The 17,365-nt window shown below is 34.6% G+C and carries 17 protein-coding genes; 4 read left to right on the top strand and 13 right to left on the bottom strand.

Annotation, left to right across the window (positions count from 1 at the left end; translation table 11 throughout):
• Position 1: 1 nt before the first annotated feature.
• The 9 genes from GJV85_RS05185 to GJV85_RS05145 form a co-directional block, all read right to left on the bottom strand.
• Positions 2-1,327 (bottom strand): HlyD family type I secretion periplasmic adaptor subunit, encoded by a 1,326-nt coding sequence (locus GJV85_RS05185; protein ID WP_242689842.1) that lies wholly within the window; start codon positions 1,325-1,327, stop codon positions 2-4.
• Positions 1,320-3,440, bottom strand: coding sequence for a type I secretion system permease/ATPase (locus tag GJV85_RS05180; protein ID WP_347402371.1), 2,121 nt, complete (start codon positions 3,438-3,440; stop codon positions 1,320-1,322). The genes GJV85_RS05185 and GJV85_RS05180 overlap by 8 nt, the downstream gene beginning before the upstream one ends.
• A 56-nt stretch (positions 3,441-3,496) precedes the next feature.
• Positions 3,497-5,287, bottom strand: coding sequence for a TolC family outer membrane protein (locus GJV85_RS05175; RefSeq protein ID WP_207562803.1), 1,791 nt, complete (start codon positions 5,285-5,287; stop codon positions 3,497-3,499).
• 2 nt (positions 5,288-5,289) lie between these two features.
• Positions 5,290-5,952 carry an OmpA family protein gene (locus GJV85_RS05170; RefSeq protein ID WP_207562802.1) on the bottom strand — a complete coding sequence of 221 codons (663 nt, stop codon included), beginning with the start codon at positions 5,950-5,952 and terminating at the stop codon, positions 5,290-5,292.
• A gap of 98 nt (positions 5,953-6,050) precedes the next feature.
• Positions 6,051-8,000: an NAD-dependent DNA ligase LigA gene (ligA, locus tag GJV85_RS05165; RefSeq protein WP_207562801.1), complete on the bottom strand. Its 1,950-nt coding sequence runs from the start codon at positions 7,998-8,000 to the stop codon at positions 6,051-6,053.
• Complete coding sequence (locus tag GJV85_RS05160) at positions 8,001-8,657, bottom strand: hypothetical protein (protein ID WP_207562800.1); 657 nt, start codon at positions 8,655-8,657, stop codon at positions 8,001-8,003. It abuts the gene before it with no gap.
• Positions 8,654-9,589 carry an MlaD family protein gene (locus tag GJV85_RS05155; RefSeq protein WP_207562799.1) on the bottom strand — a complete coding sequence of 312 codons (936 nt, stop codon included), beginning with the start codon at positions 9,587-9,589 and terminating at the stop codon, positions 8,654-8,656. The genes GJV85_RS05160 and GJV85_RS05155 overlap by 4 nt, the downstream gene beginning before the upstream one ends.
• A complete protein-coding gene (locus GJV85_RS05150) occupies positions 9,571-9,882 on the bottom strand; it encodes a hypothetical protein (protein ID WP_207562798.1) in 312 nt (103 codons plus the stop codon). Before GJV85_RS05150 ends, GJV85_RS05155 begins: the two co-directional genes overlap by 19 nt.
• A 140-nt stretch (positions 9,883-10,022) precedes the next feature.
• On the bottom strand, positions 10,023-10,811 hold the full coding sequence (locus tag GJV85_RS05145; RefSeq protein ID WP_242689841.1) for an MlaE family ABC transporter permease: 789 nt from the start codon (positions 10,809-10,811) through the stop codon (positions 10,023-10,025).
• A 115-nt stretch (positions 10,812-10,926) separates the two neighbouring features.
• Between GJV85_RS05145 and GJV85_RS05140 the strand changes: the two genes are divergently transcribed.
• Positions 10,927-11,964 (top strand): coproporphyrinogen III oxidase, encoded by a 1,038-nt coding sequence (locus GJV85_RS05140; RefSeq protein ID WP_207562797.1) that lies wholly within the window; start codon positions 10,927-10,929, stop codon positions 11,962-11,964.
• Between the two features lie 80 nt (positions 11,965-12,044).
• Complete coding sequence (locus GJV85_RS05135; protein WP_207562796.1) at positions 12,045-12,290, top strand: hypothetical protein; 246 nt, start codon at positions 12,045-12,047, stop codon at positions 12,288-12,290.
• 36 nt (positions 12,291-12,326) lie between these two features.
• Here the strand turns inward: GJV85_RS05135 and GJV85_RS05130 are convergent, their stop codons facing one another.
• From GJV85_RS05130 to GJV85_RS05115, 4 genes are all read right to left on the bottom strand, one after another.
• Positions 12,327-13,640: an MATE family efflux transporter gene (locus GJV85_RS05130; protein ID WP_207563137.1), complete on the bottom strand. Its 1,314-nt coding sequence runs from the start codon at positions 13,638-13,640 to the stop codon at positions 12,327-12,329.
• Positions 13,640-13,921, bottom strand: a complete 282-nt coding sequence (locus GJV85_RS05125; protein ID WP_207562795.1) for a hypothetical protein — start codon at positions 13,919-13,921, stop codon at positions 13,640-13,642. Before GJV85_RS05125 ends, GJV85_RS05130 begins: the two co-directional genes overlap by 1 nt.
• A 71-nt stretch (positions 13,922-13,992) precedes the next feature.
• Positions 13,993-14,235: a hypothetical protein gene (locus tag GJV85_RS05120; RefSeq protein ID WP_207562794.1), complete on the bottom strand. Its 243-nt coding sequence runs from the start codon at positions 14,233-14,235 to the stop codon at positions 13,993-13,995.
• The gene (locus GJV85_RS05115; RefSeq protein ID WP_207562793.1) at positions 14,232-15,440 is read right to left on the bottom strand and encodes an MFS transporter; all 1,209 of its coding nucleotides are present in this window, start codon (positions 15,438-15,440) and stop codon (positions 14,232-14,234) included. Before GJV85_RS05115 ends, GJV85_RS05120 begins: the two co-directional genes overlap by 4 nt.
• Before the next feature lie 118 nt (positions 15,441-15,558).
• Here GJV85_RS05115 and GJV85_RS05110 point away from each other — a divergent pair, with 118 nt between their 5' ends.
• A complete protein-coding gene (locus tag GJV85_RS05110; RefSeq protein ID WP_207562792.1) occupies positions 15,559-15,942 on the top strand; it encodes a flagellar protein FlaG in 384 nt (127 codons plus the stop codon).
• A gap of 170 nt (positions 15,943-16,112) precedes the next feature.
• Complete coding sequence (locus GJV85_RS05105; protein WP_207562791.1) at positions 16,113-17,348, top strand: argininosuccinate synthase; 1,236 nt, start codon at positions 16,113-16,115, stop codon at positions 17,346-17,348.
• Positions 17,349-17,365 lie beyond the last annotated feature (17 nt).

Genomic DNA, 17,365 nt, shown 5'->3' with positions numbered 1-17,365 from the left:
CTTATCGCTCGCTAAACATATACTGCTTAGTCTTAAGTATTGGCTTTAAAATATAATCCATTACGGTTTTTTTGCCAGTAATGATATCTGCGTTTACAGTCATACCAGGCATAAGAATTATTTTTCTCTCTTTAGAGAACTGACTCACCTGTGTTTTAATTTTGACTTTATAAAATCTATTTTCTTTTGAATCCATAATAGTGTCTGCGCTTATGCTTACTACCTCGCCTTTTAGCGCACCAAAGATTGCAAAATCATAAGCGCTTATCTTTACCATTGCCTCTTGCGATGGATATATAAATGCGATGTCTGCCGGTTTAACATTTACTTCTACCCAAAGAGCGGCATCCGAGGGAACTATCTCAACTATGTCGTCTCCTGGCTTTATAACGCCACCAAGAGTGTGCACAAATAGTTTTTGCACATGCCCATTTACAGGAGAGATAACCACGGTTCTTTTTACCTGATCTTGCAGGGCGTCAGATTTATTTTCTATCCTTAAAAGCTCTGAAGTAAGTTCATTTAACTTCTCTTGCGCCTCACTCATAAAACGTTGCTTAATCTCTGACTTTTTTTCTTCTATCTCTCTAAGAGAAGATTTTAAACGCGGGATTAACTCTCTTGCTGAGTTATAGCGTTCACGTATGTCATTCTCTTCGCGTTGAAGTTTTAAGAAGTCTATTTTAGACTTTATGCCCTTTTCAACCATAGGCTCATTTATGACTATCTCTTCTTTAATAAGCGCTAAACTACGCTTTAAATCTTTTACTCTTGTACGAGACTCTCTTAATTCACTCTCTGTTTGGTACTTCTGTTGTTTAAGAATATTACTCTGAGAGTCAATGTAACTTTTATTTATACTGTAGAGTTTCTTTTCGCGTTTATAAAGCTCTGGGTATTTTTTTCTAAACTTCTTATCAACTTCTAAATCAGAACCTGTAGCTTCTGCTTTAAGACGAAATATCTGTGCTTGGAGTTCTTGAGACTTTAATCTGCTTGATGCATAGGTAGATGTTGACTTTCTATTGTCAATCTTAACTAAGACATCCCCTTTTTTTACCATTTGAGCTTCTGAAACTAATATCTCTTCAATTATTCCGCCCTCAAGATTTTGAATGAGTTGATTATCTCCACCGGGAACTATCTCTCCATCCGCACGAACAAGCTCATCTATCTTTGCCAAGTTAGCCCAGAGTAAAAAGACTACAACAACTAATGTCCAAAGATATAGAACTATGCGAAGATTAAAAGGAGACTTTTGTAAAACTGCCTGTGAGAGTGAGTTTATATATTCATAATCTTCAGAGTGTAATCTATTTTTATGCACTTTTTCCACCTTGAAGAGCTTTAATTACGTCTGCTTTTTTTCCATCTAGATAGACTCTTCCCTCACTCATCACTATAACTCTCTCAACAACTTCAAGCATACTCATTTTTTGAGTTACCACAAGTGCCGTTTTACCTCTAAGGTTCTTTTTAAAAGAGTTTATTAGGTTATTCTCTGTAAGTTGGTCCATGGCGTTTGAAGGCTCGTCAAAAAGCATTATGGATACATTGTAAAGAAAAGACCTTGCTATTCCAATGGCTTGTTTTTGACCACCAGAGATTCCCGTTCCTCTCTCACCAATTGGCATATCAAATCCAAGAGGATGTCTTTTAACAAACTCTTCAACTCCACTGATTTTGCTAGAGCGTTTTAGCTCTTCATCACTTGCATACGAAGCTCTATAGATGATGTTATCTCTAAGCGTCCCTTTAAAGAGCTGTATCTCTTGAGAGACGTAGCCAATATTTCGACGCAAATCTGCAGGGTTAATTTGGTTGATGTCTATTCCATCGAGTAGAATTGTTCCCTCCGTTGGCTCATACAAACGTAGTATTAACTTTTCTATAGTGCTTTTTCCAGAACCAATCCTGCCAATTATCCCTACTCTCTCTCCACTTTTAATGGAAAATGAGACGTCGTTTAAGACTAAAACGTCAGTTCCAGGATAAGCAAAACTTACATTTTTAAACTCTATATCACCTTCAAAACTTGGATACTCCACATACTTAGAAGCTTCCGCTCTTTCACTTGGAAGGTTGATAATATCATCTATGATTTTATAAGAAGTTTTCGCATCTTCATAGTTTGTGATAAGCCCAGTTGCCTGTCCCATAGGAGCTAAAACACGAGAAGTCAAAATAACTACGGCGATTAGTCCACCCATAGTAAGTTCAAAGTCTTTTATAAGAAAAACGCCGTAAACAACTACAAGTACACTGTTTAACTGCATAAAAAAACTTGTTACGTTTGGAATGAGTGATGATAAAATACGTGACTTAAGACCGATAGAAGCAGATTGTCCCACTGTCTCTTCCCAAGACCACTGCATATGAGAAGACATTCCTAAAGTTTTTAGCGTTTCTATGTTTTGAAGTGATTCTACAATGATAGAGCTCTTTTGTGCAGAGACTTGATGGAGTTCTTCTATATACTTTTGAATTGGCCCTTTAATAAGAAGTGCGAAAATAAGAAGTATAACTATGGTTGTAAGAGGAACGATAACAATATTGCCACCAATGTAATATATAACGCTTAAAAAGAGAATCGCAAAAGGAAAATCAATTAGTGCCGTCAGAGTAGAGTTAGTAAAAAAAGATCTTAGGGTATCAAAGTCTTTGAGATTGTTTGCAAACGAACCAACCGAAGAGGGAAAACTACTCATTTTTATATCCATAACTTTTTCAAAAATTATTGAAGAGATGATGACGTCACTCTTTTTCGCAGCTACTTCAAGAAGGGTCGAACGTATATATTTTGATATAAAGTCGATTATATAAACTACTAAAACGCCAACCGCAAAGACAGTAAGCGTTTCTATTGAGTTATTTGGTATTACTCTATCATAAACACTCATAGTAAAAAGTGGCGTTGCTAGTATAAAAAGATTTATAAGTATAGATGCTAAAAATACGTCCTTATATATGTTTTTAGAAAGTTTTATGGTTGAGAAAAACCAGTGTTTTTGGTCTATTTTCAGTGTATTTGTTTGCTCATTCTCATACTTATAGATTTTTTTAATCATATATGAAAAGCCAAGGTAATTCTTGTTTAACTCATCTAAATTAACCCATTGTTCTAGTATGTCTTGATTGTCTGATGTTATTATCTTTGCTCTGCTCTTATCCTCACTCAAAGAATCTATGATGCAAGACTCTTTTGATGAGAGTAGCAGTATCATAGGCAGCTGAAGAGTAGATATGTTATGCAAATCTATTTCTATAAGTTTTGATTTTAATCCAGCGTTTAGTGAAGCACGAGTAAAGAGGGATTTTGAATCTTTTACGCTAAAAAGTTCTAAATCACTTTTTCCTAACTCCTTTGGGAGTCCAGCACTAAGCGATTCAACGCTAAAATGTTTATGATAAACTTTTGTATAAAGACTTAGAGTCTCTATAAGAGACTCTCTATTAATGTTAGCTTCGATATGAAACTCCTATGTAAAACTTAGTTCTACTGCTTTAAGTACATTATAATGTTGACTCTATCATTAAGTGATTCATCACTAGAGATTGGAGCGTTACTACCATCTGAGACAACTTTTATAAGTTTATCATCTATACCAGCATCAACTATACTATTTTTTACCATGTTTGCATAAGATTTTGAAGCATTTAAATCGTTCTTTCTATCACTTGTACTAGATGCATGTGCCATTACTAATACTCTAGAGAGGTTTTCATTATTTTCTATTAGTTGACTTATTACACTATTTAGAGCATCGATTGAGCTGACATTATTTTCATCTCTATCAAATTGGATAAGACCAAAATGTTTTACTTTTGAAAAATTACTCGATCTGTTTACACAACCATTTGATAAGACATCACTATCAACAGCAGATGCTTGACACATGTCAGTTAACATAGGAATATTATCTTTGTCATTATCATAATTTACAGGAAGAGTATCTTCATTCTCAACTGCGTCAACGCCAACTATTCCAACTCTCTCCATGTACTTGTAGTCATTACCCATGATTCCAGCTACAAGTAGTCCCATAGAGTCTAAAATACGGTACTTAGCAAAAAGGCTATCGTAGTTTGCTCTAATGATTTGAGACTTTGCATTTATTAGGTCATTTTGAGCTGATAGCAGGTCAAGAAGTGTACGTCTTCCTATATCATACTCCTCTTTATAAAGATCTAGTGTTTCAATACTAAAGTCTCTATATCTGAGGAGTTCAATAAGTTGTTTTTCTATCATAGTATATGCTGACCATGAAAGCTCAAGCCCTTCAATGATCTGGCGTTGTAACTCATTTTTTGTTTGGACATCTCTATAAATAGTACTTACAGCTTTTGAAACTGTATCTGCGTCCGCTCCACCACGATAGAGATTATAAGTTAACACTAAGCCTGCACGGAATCTATTTCTCTCATCTTCTAAACCATATGTATTTTTATCAAGGTTTTGTTGTACCATCGCATCAATTTTTGGGTAATAATTTTTCTCTTTTTGTCTTTTTAAGTGCTGAGATGATTTAATGTTATACTGACTTACCATAATAGATGGATTATTACGAACAGCGTATGCAGTTGCTTCATTCAAAGTTTTAGGTAAAAGTACATTAAAACTAGGAATCTCTAAAGTGTCTAAATCTATTCTCTCACCATAGTTCTTTTTAAAATTAAATACGGCATCAATAGTATTGTTCTCTTGAACAACTAGGTTCGAGCGAGCAAGGAATAGTGATGATTCTATTTTTCTCATTTCAGACTTTGTTGTAAGACCTGCGTTATATAACTCTTTTACTTTTGCGAAAATCTCTTCATTTATAGATACATTCTCTTTTGCAGTACCTAAAAGTTCACGTTGCTTTATAACTTCGATATAACGTCTTGTAGTCTCAAACGCCGTGTCATTTGCCTTTTCTATAAAGTTATAAGCAGCTGCTACAATTCTTGCCTTTTGATAATCAACCTTACGGTTTGTGCTAAATCCATCAAAAAGGTTAAGCATAAGCGTTAAAGAGTTCTCATAATATGTAAGTGAAGTATCTTTAGCCAATATATTAGAATTTTCGTTATCTGTAGCTTCATAACCTAGACTTGAAACTAAGTCTAGAGTTGGCAAGTACTCCGCACGAGCAATGCTTAAGTCCTTAGATGTTTCTCTAAAGTTAGATAAACGCTCTAAAACAATAGGGTTTGTATCTAAAACAACCTCGACACTCTGGCGCAGAGTTTGTGCTTGAAGTAATGATAGTGTTGCTACACATGAAAGTATAATTTTTTTAATCATTTTTATTCTCCATCTCTTGTAAGTGTAACTTCTATACGACGGTTTTGTGCACGCCCTGATGCAGTTGAGTTTGTTGCAACTGGCTCATTTGGACCGACACCATCAGAACTAAGTCTTGATGCCTCTACACCAAGTGCAATCAATGCATCTTTTACTGCATTTGCTCTATTTTTAGAGAGTTCCATGTTGTTTGTATATTTAGATCTTGAGTCAGTATGACCTACAATTCTTGCTTTAAAATCAGGATTTTCCATCAAGAACTCTGCAAACTCTTCAACCTCACCGTGATACTCTTTTAAGATGTCATACTTTGCCGTTTTAAAATAGACCTCTAAAGTAACAACTTGAACATCTTGAGTTTCAGCTACTTCTTCAAGAATCTCCTCTTCAACTACCTCTTCAACAACTTCTACCTTAGGTTCTTCAACTTTATGACAACCATATTTATCAACCTTTGCTTTGAGTGGAGTATCTAAACATCTGTCTATACTCTCTCTAACGCCATCTTGATCATCATCATATATCACTTGATACTGCTGTATTGCCATATCTGATCCAAGTCCAAATGAAACCTCATCACAGCCATTTCTATCGTAACTATTACCACACTCTACAGCTAAAAGTGCAGATGTTAGCACCCATATACTCAATATAATTTTTATCATAAAATAAGCCCTTAGTTATTTAATTCCAGTATTTTAACACTAAGAAGTGAAGTAATAGTGAGTTTTGTAAAGATTCTAATATAGATTTTATTTTTAAGTTAAAATAAATTATTCATATCTTCTTCATTGAGGCACTTAACACCTAAATTTAATGCTTTATCATATTTGCTACCTGCATCTTCACCATATATCAAAAAATCTGTTTTTTTAGATACAGAACTAGAGACCTTAGCACCAAGGGACTCTAAGCCCTCTTTTATTTCTCCACGGGACTTACTCATGGTTCCAGTGAGCACAACTATCTTATCTTTGAATGGGTTCTCTTTTGCTTCTTCTCTTTTTATAGGCTCTTTTGGCTCAAGCAGGTCTTGTAATTTTAAAATAGTTTCTATATTTACTCTTATAAACTCTAGAAGTGATTCAGCCATCTCTTCACCAATCCCTTCACATTCCACTATCTGCTCTTTTGTCGCATTTATAAAGTCAAATCCAAAATTCTCAGAGAGAGTTTTTGACGCCACCTCGCCAATATGCTCTATACCCAATGCATTTATAAAACGCCAATACTCACAACCTTTAGCATTTTGGATAGCATCTAATAAGTTTTGTGATTTTTTCTCTTTAAAGCCTTCGAGTTCTAAAAGTTTTTCTAAACTTAAATCAAAAAGGTCTACTACACTCTTTACAAGTCCAGATGTAAAAAGAGCTTCGACTATTTTTATGCCTAAGCCATCTATGTTTAAACATGGCTTTGAAGCAAAATAGATAATTGAGTTTACAACCCTAGCCTCGCATTCTAAGTTTTGACACTTTAAAAGAACACCTTCGTCAAGAAGCTCACTATTGCATACTGGACACTCAGTTGGTCTTTTATATACCTCTTCGTTACCACTGCGTTCATGCGTCAAAACTTTTACTATTTTAGGGATAACGTCGCCACTTCTTAAAATAATAACCTTGTCATTTATGCGAATGTCTTTTCTATCTATCTCATCAAAATTATGAAGCGTGGCTCGCTCAACTATAACGCCATCAATATCTGTAGGCTCAACTTGGGCCACTGGTGTTACAGCACCTGTTCTTCCTACTTGAAGCACTATCTTTTTTACTCTAGTAATCTTCTCCACTGCAGGAAACTTATAAGCAACTGAGAAACGCGGGACTTTCACAGTATAACCCATATCTATCTGTGAAGCGATTTCATCTACTTTTACTACCATCCCATCAAGCATCATAGGATAGGAGTCACGCTCATCTACCATCTGCTTATAGATAGACTCTATCTCTTGCATATCCTTACAAACTTCTCTCTTTGGCGGCTTTCTAAATCCAAGTGAATATATATAATCCATAATATCATGTAATAATTTATATTCTAAAGTATTTTCTCCTACACTATAAGGCAAAAAGACTAAATTTCTTGCTGCTGTAATACTAGAATCAAGTTGTCGAAGACTTCCCGCAGCTGCGTTTCTAGGATTTGCAAAGAGAGCTTCACCAGCTTTTAAACGCGACTCGTTAATTTTTTCAAATTCATCTTTAAAGATAACTATTTCACCACGGATCTCTATACGTGATTTATGTGCTATAGTAAGAGGTATAGACTTTATCGTCTTTACATTTTGAGTGATGAGCTCACCGACCTCTCCATCCCCACGAGTAATTCCTTGAATCAAAACACCATTTTCATATATGAGGTTAAGACTCGCTCCATCAAATTTTGGCTCACAGTAAAATGTTATATTTGAATCTAATTTATATGTCTTAGTTAGCCACTTTTGAAGTCCCTCATTGTCAAATATATCCTCGAGTGACCACATACGAGAGAGGTGACTTGCTTTTTCAAAGCCAGTTGAGATTACATCTCCTACTCTTTGCGTAGGTGAAGAAGCAAGAAGCTCATTTGGATTTTTCTCTTCATACTCTAAAACTTCATGATAAAGTTTATCATATACCTCATCAGTTGTAATTGGGTCATCCAATACATAATAGTGAACTGAATAGAGATTTAGTTTCTCAATGGCGTTTATATACTCTTTATTTGTCATTTACTCTTTTGTCCTTAAAATATTTAACTTTTTTTCTATTTTTAAAATCTCATCTGTATCTGTGGTATATCTCTTAAGTTCTTCAAGCCAGAACAAAACCGCTTTTTTATAACCATAAAACGATGCTTCATAAAGTACTTTTTCTCTCACAACGTTAGTCAGTTTGTCTTTTATAAGTGCTGCTGCTATGAGTTTAGAACTAATTTTTTCTATCTCAAGTATCGCTTCACTAGCTTTATTAAAATCATTTTTCACTACATATTCTGCAAACTCTTTGTATTGCTCAGGAAGCAATCTAATCTCTTCTTCTTTTACATTTAAAGAGAGAAAATTATAATAAGCGTCTAACTCCACACTCTTTACTAAACTTTTTATATTTAAATATTTTTGACACTTATCTTCTAAACCAACGGAGATTTTTAGAGCACACTCCCCTAGATATATTTTGGAGAGTGTCTCTAAATCAGCACTCTTTTTTGCATAAGAGATTGAGCGTTTAAGACTGTTTTGCGCGATTAGATTATTATCTTTTAAAAAGTTTTCACTATAAACGCTAAAAGAGTTTGTACTACTATGTTGCCACTCATTTTTTGGTTTTTTAAAGGAGCATGCGCTAAAAAGAGTGATTATAAAGATTAAAGAAGCTACTTTTATCATGGTAGTTGCACCTCTTTGGTTTGAGAGTCTTGCATAAGAGAGTCAACCTTGTCCATAAGCTGATTTGATTTTTCTATGGCCACAGATATCTGCTCTTTAACCTCAACTAAATCCTCATCATAGCCGCCAACAGAGTGTACAGTTGCATCGATAACCTTTAACTTTTCTCGAATATCAAGCATAATCTCATTTAAATTATTTGTTGATTGTGAAGCGGGTTCGATTACCTTTTCATCGAAACTAGTGCTTATTTTACTAACATCATTAGTGATATTTTTAATATTTTTCATACTTTGATTAAGCTCGTTGAGTGCGTCAATCAAAGCTTTTGTAGATTTTTCATCCCCCGTTACACTTGTAAGGAGTGAGTCACTCTTTGAGAGTTTTTCACTAAACTTGTTCAAATTGGCAAAGGTCTTCATCAAGTCAGAGTCCCCACTCGCTAAACTTGACGTAATTGTCTCTATACTATCTATAATAGTAATTATTTTTTTAACCATAGGGTCAAGCTTTGAGATCATATCGTTAATATCGTCACTTTGGATAATCTCTAGACGAGAGTCTTCCGCTAAAATATCTCTACTAAGGTCAGAATTTACTTCTATATAGGGTGAGCCTATGAGGGGTTTTACAATTCGAAGATAACTTCCTTCTCTTAACCATTTTCGATTTTGCTCATCTACTGAAAAAACTATCTCAACAGTCGCGTTATCATTAAGAGATATATCATCAACTACACCTATATTAAAGCCTGAAAACTCCAAAGGCATACCAACGCTAAAAGATTTTGCGCTCTTTATATTAAAAGAAAAGTTATAGCGTTTATCAAAAAAACCCTTCTCATTTAAAACAAAATAAAAAGAGCTAACCATAACTATAAGGAGTATGGTTACAAAAACGCCAACGGCAAACTTTATCTTATTATATTGCATATGCATCCTTCATAGTAAAATTCATTGTCATAAGTGTCTAATATTACAATCTCTTTATCATCATTAATCGACTCTAGCATTTTTAAAATAGTATTTATCTCTTGGAGATTATCTATCATTTTATGAGGCCTTTCAATCAATATTTTTTTTTCTTTTGTCATTATAGCTCGAATAAACATAGTGTAAAATATCTCTAATGATGAACAACTAGGCGCGCGATACAAAGATATATGCGATATACCAATTTTATCTAAATACTCTCTAGCTATGCCTTGAGCTACTGGAGTGTCCATATGCTCATGCACCTCTTTTATAAGTGCAATATTTTCTACAATATCAAGATTGTAAATAAGTGGTAGTTTACTTGAAATAAGAGAATAGTCTTCTTGTGAATCTATATACTCTCGTATATTTTCTTTATTTGCGAAGAGTCTTAAAGTGATTGAATTAGTAATGATGCCACCTCGATAAAAAATATAGCAATAAAAAGCTTGACCATGCCATTTAAGACTGATATAGGTATATTAGTGTAACTTCCCTGTGTGTGAAATCCACTGTATATAGGTATTAACATAACAACTAAACCATAAGAGACTCCCTTAATGAGTAAGACTAAAATATCTTTTACTTCAATGGCGTTTATAAGAAGGTATTTATATGCGAGAAAGTCCATGCTCATATAAAAAAATGTAAAGATATAACCACTAGTGAGCATAATAACGGCAAAAAGTATGGAGAGTGACGTAACGCTGATTATTCCACTGATGATACGAGGCAAGAAAAGATAATCTATGAGGTCTATCTTATAAGCTTTTAAAGTATCTAGTTCTCTGTTTACGCTCATTACCGCTATTTCCGTATTGACCGCAGCGCCTGAACGCAGCGAGATTAAAAGCGCTGTAAAAAATGGAGAAAACTCATCTATAACAAAGGTAATGATAATGGAACCTATTTGATCTTGAAGAGAGTACTTTGTAGCAAGTAAAATAACAACGCCAATAATGACCGAACCAAATATAAACGCCATTGTAGTAAAAAGTGGAATAATCCCAACAGCGGTAAAATATATCTGCTTTATTAGCACCATTCGCATTGCAGGATTATAACTTTTAGGATTTAGCATATGAGCAAAACATATAAAAGTAAAATGAAAAACTTCATATACGGATGACAAAGAAGACAAAGACTTCTCTCCAACTTGTAACATTAGTTTTGTAAACACCCTGCTGCCTTATCTTCTAAAATATGTTTGATTATCTCATAAATAAGATTAAATCTTCTACAAAAGAGTCTCCCTATTATGTTAGAATTAGAAAAAATATACTAGGTAAAATATAATGAATATGATTATGTCAAACTCTGATGACGCCCTTGGAGCATACAAACTTGTTAGAAGTTTACAAAATAGGTTTGTAACAAAACTCAATAAACTCTCTAAAGATTTAGGCGCAAACAAAGAGTTTGAAGAAGTAACTTGGCTCAGAGACAATGGCATACATGGTGGTGGAAGTAGATTTGAAGCAAGAGATGAAGAACTTTTCAATACCGCAAGCGTAAACGTCTCTCAAGTTCATTATGATGAGATGCCTGAGAAAAGCCTCAAAAGCGCTACTGCGATATCAACGATCATACATCCTAAAAATCCTCATGTACCCTCTATTCATATACATATTAGTTTAACCCAGCTTAGAGATGGAAGCGCTTATTGGCGTTTAATGGCAGACTTAAATCCAAGTATCTACAATCAACATGATAAAAACATTTTTGACGCCGAACTTAGTAGGCTATCTTTAGAGACGTTTGAAGAGGCGGCTCCCCAAGGTGATAAATACTTTTACATTCCAGCCCTTAAACGCCATCGTGGCGTTTCTCACTTTTACCTAGAAAACTATAAGAGTGACAGTAAACAAAATGATTATAATTTTGCCGAACAGTTTGGAGAGGGCGTGATAGATATATACATTGACATAATAACTAACGCTCTTAAGTCTAGAAAAAGCATCTCAAATGAAGATATGCAAAAGCAACGCGACTACCATACGCTCTATCTTTTTCAAGTACTCACGCTTGATAGAGGAACAACGTCTGGTCTTCTCATCCATAATCAAAATGACGTAGGCATCATGGGTTCACTTCCTTCACATGTAAATAAAGAACTCCTACAATCATGGGCTTCTAAAGTAGAAACTCCTCAAGACAAACTTGTTAAAGCTTTAGCAGATGCCATAGATGAAGATGGAAGCGTGGATGTGAGAACAAAAGAGAAACTTGCCGAGATAGTAAGAGTGCACTATAGGAAATATCCTCAAGCGCTAAGTATGCAAGCGAGTGGCAACACTATTCCAGATACTGTAAATAATCATATTAAATCTTAGTAAAATTCTTCACTAAGACTACATTTATACTACACTCTGCTTAGTTATAATGCCTTTATTCAAATATAAAGGACAAGATTATGAAAATAATTTTACTAATCTCACTTTTCATCATAGCTGGCTGTTTTGCAGAAGATAGTTATGCTGAGCATGAGGCTAAAATGAAACAGATGCAAGAGAGAAGCAAGAGCCAAGATGGACAAGGTTCTGGTGAGCAAAAAAGATATAAAAACAAGAATGCTTCTCAATCTACTTCAGGTTCAAACTATGGCTCGGGCTCTGGTTCTGCAAATATGTATAAAGGTTCTAAAAAAGGAGGAAGATAGACTCTTTTTCTATTTTCGCTAAGGTTTCAAGAACTTTTAAACCTTAGTATACAGCCAACTCTTTTTGGAATAAATATACCAATATATAAGACCCTTTATCAGGGTTTCTATATTCATAATTATAAATATAGCAATAATCCCATAACCTAACTCATAAGCGATATAAGATGGTATAACGCGAAGTATCCAAAGAGACGAAACGTTGACTATAAGGGTTATTTTTGTCGCCCCCGCCCCTCTTAACGCACCTGAGTAGACGAACATAATCGCTAAAGGAATCTGTGCTAAACCAACTAGTATAAGATACTTTGAAGCAACGGCTATCGTTAGTGCATCTTTCGTAAAAAAGCTTATAAGAAACTCAGGATAAATGACTAATATAAAGCCTACACTTCCCATAAATATATATGCCATTCTCCCACTTATAATTCCCATTCTATAGGCTTTATCATAGGAGAGTGCTCCTATATTTTGACCAACTAATGCCATCGCAGCAATAGAAAATCCAAATCCAGGCATAAAAGCGATGCCCTCGATACGAAGACCTACTTGATATCCAGCAAGTTCAGCCGTACCATATGCAGTGATAATAGAGACAAAAACAAGAAAGCTCATACTTGATATTCCTCTATCAAGGGCTGCACTCCAGCCAATATTCCAAACTCGCTTCATATCTTTCATACGAATAAGAGGTAAAAAATCTAGTTTTGAATTCATCTTTTTAATAAGTATATAATAGGCTATAACATTAAAGCTATATGCAAGTATTGTAGCAATTGCGGCTCCCTCTATTCCCATAGCATCAAAACCAAAATGACCAAAAATCAAAACATAGTTTAAAAAGGCGTTGAGTGCCGCTGAGAGAAGTTTTATATAAAGGGAACTCTTTGTATCTCCTGCTGCAGAGAGTGCGTTATAGAGTAGGTTATCTATAAATATCACCACTATTCCAAGAGAGAGTACTTCAAAATATATCTTTCCCTGCTCTACCACGTCAGCTTGAGCACCCATAAGTGAATATATAGCTTCACTAGAAAAATACCCACCTATACTAATAAAAATAGATAAAATTATTGCAAAAATAGTGAGTGAATATAATAGCGCTGAAGCCCTGCGTTTTCGTCTTTGACCTATAAAACGCGAGATAAGAGCGTTTCCGCCCACGACATAAAGAGTCATGAGTACATTGATTATCATCATAAACTGCATACTCATTCCAACGGCTGCAAGTGCGGCTGTACTAATGGTACCTACCATAAGCATATCGATAAGAATCTGGAGTATGTTAACTAAGTGTTTAAGTGCAGCAGGAAGTGCTAGAGAGAAAACTTTTTTAGTATCGGGTGAGATTAATTTTGAAATAAGTCTGCTACCTCTGCCATACTCTCAAGAAGTTCATCTTTTGTAGCGAACTCTAAAACTTTTTTATCTCGAATGTCTTCACCAGGAAGAGTGTAATCAAATACCAACACATAATGGTGTAGCTCTACTTTTTCACCATAAAGGTCAAACCACTCTAAACTCATCTCAGCCACTTCACCCTGCATATCTATAACTACCGCTGAGTAGAGTCTTCTTAAGTTTTCTAAACTTATTTCACCATCTTTTGATTTATATATTTTACTATTCATTTTCTAACTTTTTATTTTTTCGTATACTAGCTAAATGATAATTAAATAGAGTTATTGCAATAAAATTAATATTATTCACTTTCATTTAACGTTTTACTCATGCTTCCACTTTTCATTTTCCAAAATGCCAAGGTACCAAAAATCACTCCAATAATAATCAAAACCACACCTATAAAATCATCTCTTTCATAAGCCATTACTATCCAACAGACATCGGCAAAAAGATAGACTATAACTGCCTGATATATCTTTCCTTTAAAGGTTAAAAACGCCCCTATGTTTAATAGTATCCCACCGAGTATTGCAAATGTCATTCTTTTATATCCTTTATCTTTTGACTCTTTAAAATCCATGCGAAATAGATTGCTCCAAGAAGAAAACCAATGCCAATATAGACGCTAATACTCTCTAATGAATACTCATGCGTTGAAAGATAACCTATCATGAAAGAGGTAAGAGTTGCTGAACTTAGAAACAACATGTCATTGTATGCAACAATGCGGCCATAATATTTCTCTTCTATATTCTTTTGAAGTAGCGTGTAAGTGTAAGACCAAAGCGTTGTTGTAAAGAAACCCACAACTATGCTGGCTAAAAGTGAAAGATAAAAATTATGCATCACATATGCCCATAACCAAATAGCAAAACCTTGGAATATAAAAATATATATCAAGCGTTTGTTATTAATCCATTTAGAGATGACCATAGGTCCAATCACTAAGCCAACTGCACGTGCAGAGTGGAGTAAACCTAGTGCCAATGATGTTGCAATGATTGCAGAGTAGTATTTATCAACCATCAGTGCGACTAAAGCATCAAATGCCGTTAGACCTACAAATGAATGAAGTATCATAAGGTGCATTGCTAAAGGGTGTCCTTTGAGATAACCAAAAGTACCCCGCATCATTTGCAGAAAGTTTTCACCCGTTTTTATCATCTCTACTTTAATCTCAAGATTGAAAAGTAAGATAAATGCGATGACAAACATAAACGCGTCTAAAATAAAGGCTAACTTCACTCCAAACCAATAAACTACAAAGCCACTCAGAGCCATACCTAGTGTGTATGAAAGTGACCAAATAATAGAATGAATCTCATTTGCTTTTTGAAGTTTATCCCCATCTAATAACTTTGGAAGTAGCGACATTTCAGTTGTAAAGTAAAAAGATGCTGCTGCCATTTTAACAAGTATAAGTATGTATAAAAGCCATAAGTCAGATAATGAAGATACAAAAATAAGACAAAATGTTGCAATTATCTCTGTAAATATAAGCGTTAGCATCAACTTTTTTGGAGCGAAACTATCTATAATGGAACCTGAAAAAGGCGCTTGAATTACACCAGCTAAAAAATGAAGCATTGCGACAAGAGCGATTACACTTGGAGCAACATCCATGTCTAGTAAAAGTGTATAAATTGCAACATTACTAAACCATGCTCCAAAATATGAAATAAGTTGTATTAAAGAGAGCCGTTTAAGGATTGGTTGCGTTTGCAGGAGGGATATATATTCTTTCATTAGTGCAAGATTATCATAAAATTCATAAAAAATTAAATTTCTTTATAGATTTACTAAAGTTATTTTTTTCTTTGTCGATATGCTGTGTATAATATCTATTCTTTAAAAGGAGCAAGTCATGGATGGCATAGCAAATGTTGCAAGACAACAACAGTCCCAAACAACTGCAGTTGAGACTCAAGGAAGAGCTACTCAGCAGGTTCAACAACAAGTACAACAACCTAAACAGGTTGACTTAGTCAAAGAGAGTCAAGATAATACTACACCGCAAAAGTTAAATTCTAAGGAACAAGTTCAAGAGTTAGTTGACCAACTCAACAATGCTATGAAGCCTATGAATACGAATATCAAATTTGGTGTTGATTCCCAAGATGTATTTTATGTATCTGTAATAGAATCAGAAACAAGTAAGTTAATAAGAAGATTCCCAGCAGAACAAGCTGCTGATTTTTTACCAAAAATGCAAGAAGTAACAGGAATGTTATTTGACTTAAAAGGGTAAAACGCTGCCCTTTTAAGTTCTTAATTTTTTAACTCTCACACTCTCATAATTTCTACTCTTTTAACTTTATTTATGCTTATATAAAGAAGCACAATATCCTTACATAAGTAAATACTCACCTATCTTTAGATATAATCACGACTATTATTTCTCTAATGACAAGGTTTTATATGAAAAAAGAAGTTAAAAAAGTTGTTCTGGCATACTCAGGCGGTTTAGATACAAGTATTATTTTAAAATGGCTACAAGATGAATATAAAGCCGAAGTTATTACATTTACAGCGGACCTAGGTCAAGGTGAAGAGGTTGAACCTGCCCGTCAAAAAGCACTTGACAATGGTATAAAGCCTGAAAATATTTTTATTCTTGACATACAAGAAGAGTTTGTAAAAGATTATGTATTTCCTATGTTTAGAGCAAATGCTATTTACGAAGGTGAGTATCTTTTAGGTACATCTATTGCACGCCCTCTCATCGCTAAAAAACAGATAGAAATTGCAAATAAAATGGGTGCAGACGCTGTAAGTCATGGTGCTACTGGAAAAGGTAACGATCAAGTTAGATTTGAACTTGGATACCTTGGTCTTAATCCAGACATTACAGTTATTGCTCCATGGAGAGAGTGGGATCTTAACTCACGCGAAAAACTTTTAGCTTATGCAAGAGAACACGGTATTAAAATTGATCAAAAACACTTAGATAAAGATGGAAACCCAACAGTTAGCCCTTACTCTATGGATGCTAACCTTTTACATATTTCTTATGAAGGTCTTCACTTAGAAAACCCAATGAATGAGCCAGAAGAGTCTATGTGGTTATGGTCCTCTTCACCTGAAAACGCACCAGATGAAAAAGAGTATATTACACTTGGCTATAAAAATGGTGACCCTATTTCAATTAATGGTGAAGAGATGTCCCCAGCTACTATTCTTAGAACTCTCAATGCTTATGGAAATAAACACGGTATCGGTAGAATTGACATAGTTGAAAATCGCTTTGTTGGGATGAAAGCACGTGGTTGCTATGAAACGCCAGGTGGAACTATCATGCTTAAAGCTCACCGCGCTATAGAATCAATCTGTTTAGATCGAGAAGAAGCACATATGAAAGATGGAATGATTGCTAAGTATTCAGAACTTATCTATAATGGTTTTTGGTTCTCACCAGAGCGTGAAATGCTACAAGCCGCTATTGATACTACACAGAAGTATGTTCAAGGTAATGTTAAACTAAAACTATACAAAGGTAATGTTGAAGTTGTAGGTCGAGAATCTGACATGTCATTATATTCTGAAGAGCACTCAACTTTTGAAGAAGATGAAGTATACAATCAAAAAGATGCTGAAGGCTTTATCAAATTAAATGCACTTAGACGTATTATTGCTGGGAAAAAAAGAAACCACTAAAAAACTAAAGGAATTAA

Source organism: Sulfurimonas aquatica, from assembly GCF_017357825.1.
In the GTDB taxonomy this organism is placed as follows: Bacteria; Campylobacterota; Campylobacteria; order Campylobacterales; family Sulfurimonadaceae; genus Sulfurimonas; species Sulfurimonas aquatica.
Note: the sequence above shows the minus strand (reverse complement) of the source record. Positions and strands in the feature narration are given on the sequence as shown.

Excerpts from the sequence above, each read along its gene's own strand:
- GJV85_RS05175 (WP_207562803.1), bottom strand. The coding sequence starts at position 5,287 with ATGATTAAAAAAATTATACTTTCATGTGTAGCAACACTATCATTACTT.
- GJV85_RS05170 (WP_207562802.1), bottom strand. The coding sequence starts at position 5,952 with ATGATAAAAATTATATTGAGTATATGGGTGCTAACATCTGCACTTTTA.
- ligA (WP_207562801.1), bottom strand. The coding sequence starts at position 8,000 with ATGACAAATAAAGAGTATATAAACGCCATTGAGAAACTAAATCTCTAT.
- GJV85_RS05160 (WP_207562800.1), bottom strand. The coding sequence starts at position 8,657 with ATGATAAAAGTAGCTTCTTTAATCTTTATAATCACTCTTTTTAGCGCA.
- GJV85_RS05155 (WP_207562799.1), bottom strand. The coding sequence starts at position 9,589 with ATGCAATATAATAAGATAAAGTTTGCCGTTGGCGTTTTTGTAACCATA.
- GJV85_RS05150 (WP_207562798.1), bottom strand. The coding sequence starts at position 9,882 with ATGGACACTCCAGTAGCTCAAGGCATAGCTAGAGAGTATTTAGATAAA.
- GJV85_RS05140 (WP_207562797.1), top strand. The coding sequence starts at position 10,927 with ATGAATATGATTATGTCAAACTCTGATGACGCCCTTGGAGCATACAAA.
- GJV85_RS05135 (WP_207562796.1), top strand. The coding sequence starts at position 12,045 with ATGAAAATAATTTTACTAATCTCACTTTTCATCATAGCTGGCTGTTTT.
- GJV85_RS05125 (WP_207562795.1), bottom strand. The coding sequence starts at position 13,921 with ATGAATAGTAAAATATATAAATCAAAAGATGGTGAAATAAGTTTAGAA.
- GJV85_RS05120 (WP_207562794.1), bottom strand. The coding sequence starts at position 14,235 with ATGACATTTGCAATACTCGGTGGGATACTATTAAACATAGGGGCGTTT.
- GJV85_RS05115 (WP_207562793.1), bottom strand. The coding sequence starts at position 15,440 with ATGAAAGAATATATATCCCTCCTGCAAACGCAACCAATCCTTAAACGG.
- GJV85_RS05110 (WP_207562792.1), top strand. The coding sequence starts at position 15,559 with ATGGATGGCATAGCAAATGTTGCAAGACAACAACAGTCCCAAACAACT.
- GJV85_RS05105 (WP_207562791.1), top strand. The coding sequence starts at position 16,113 with ATGAAAAAAGAAGTTAAAAAAGTTGTTCTGGCATACTCAGGCGGTTTA.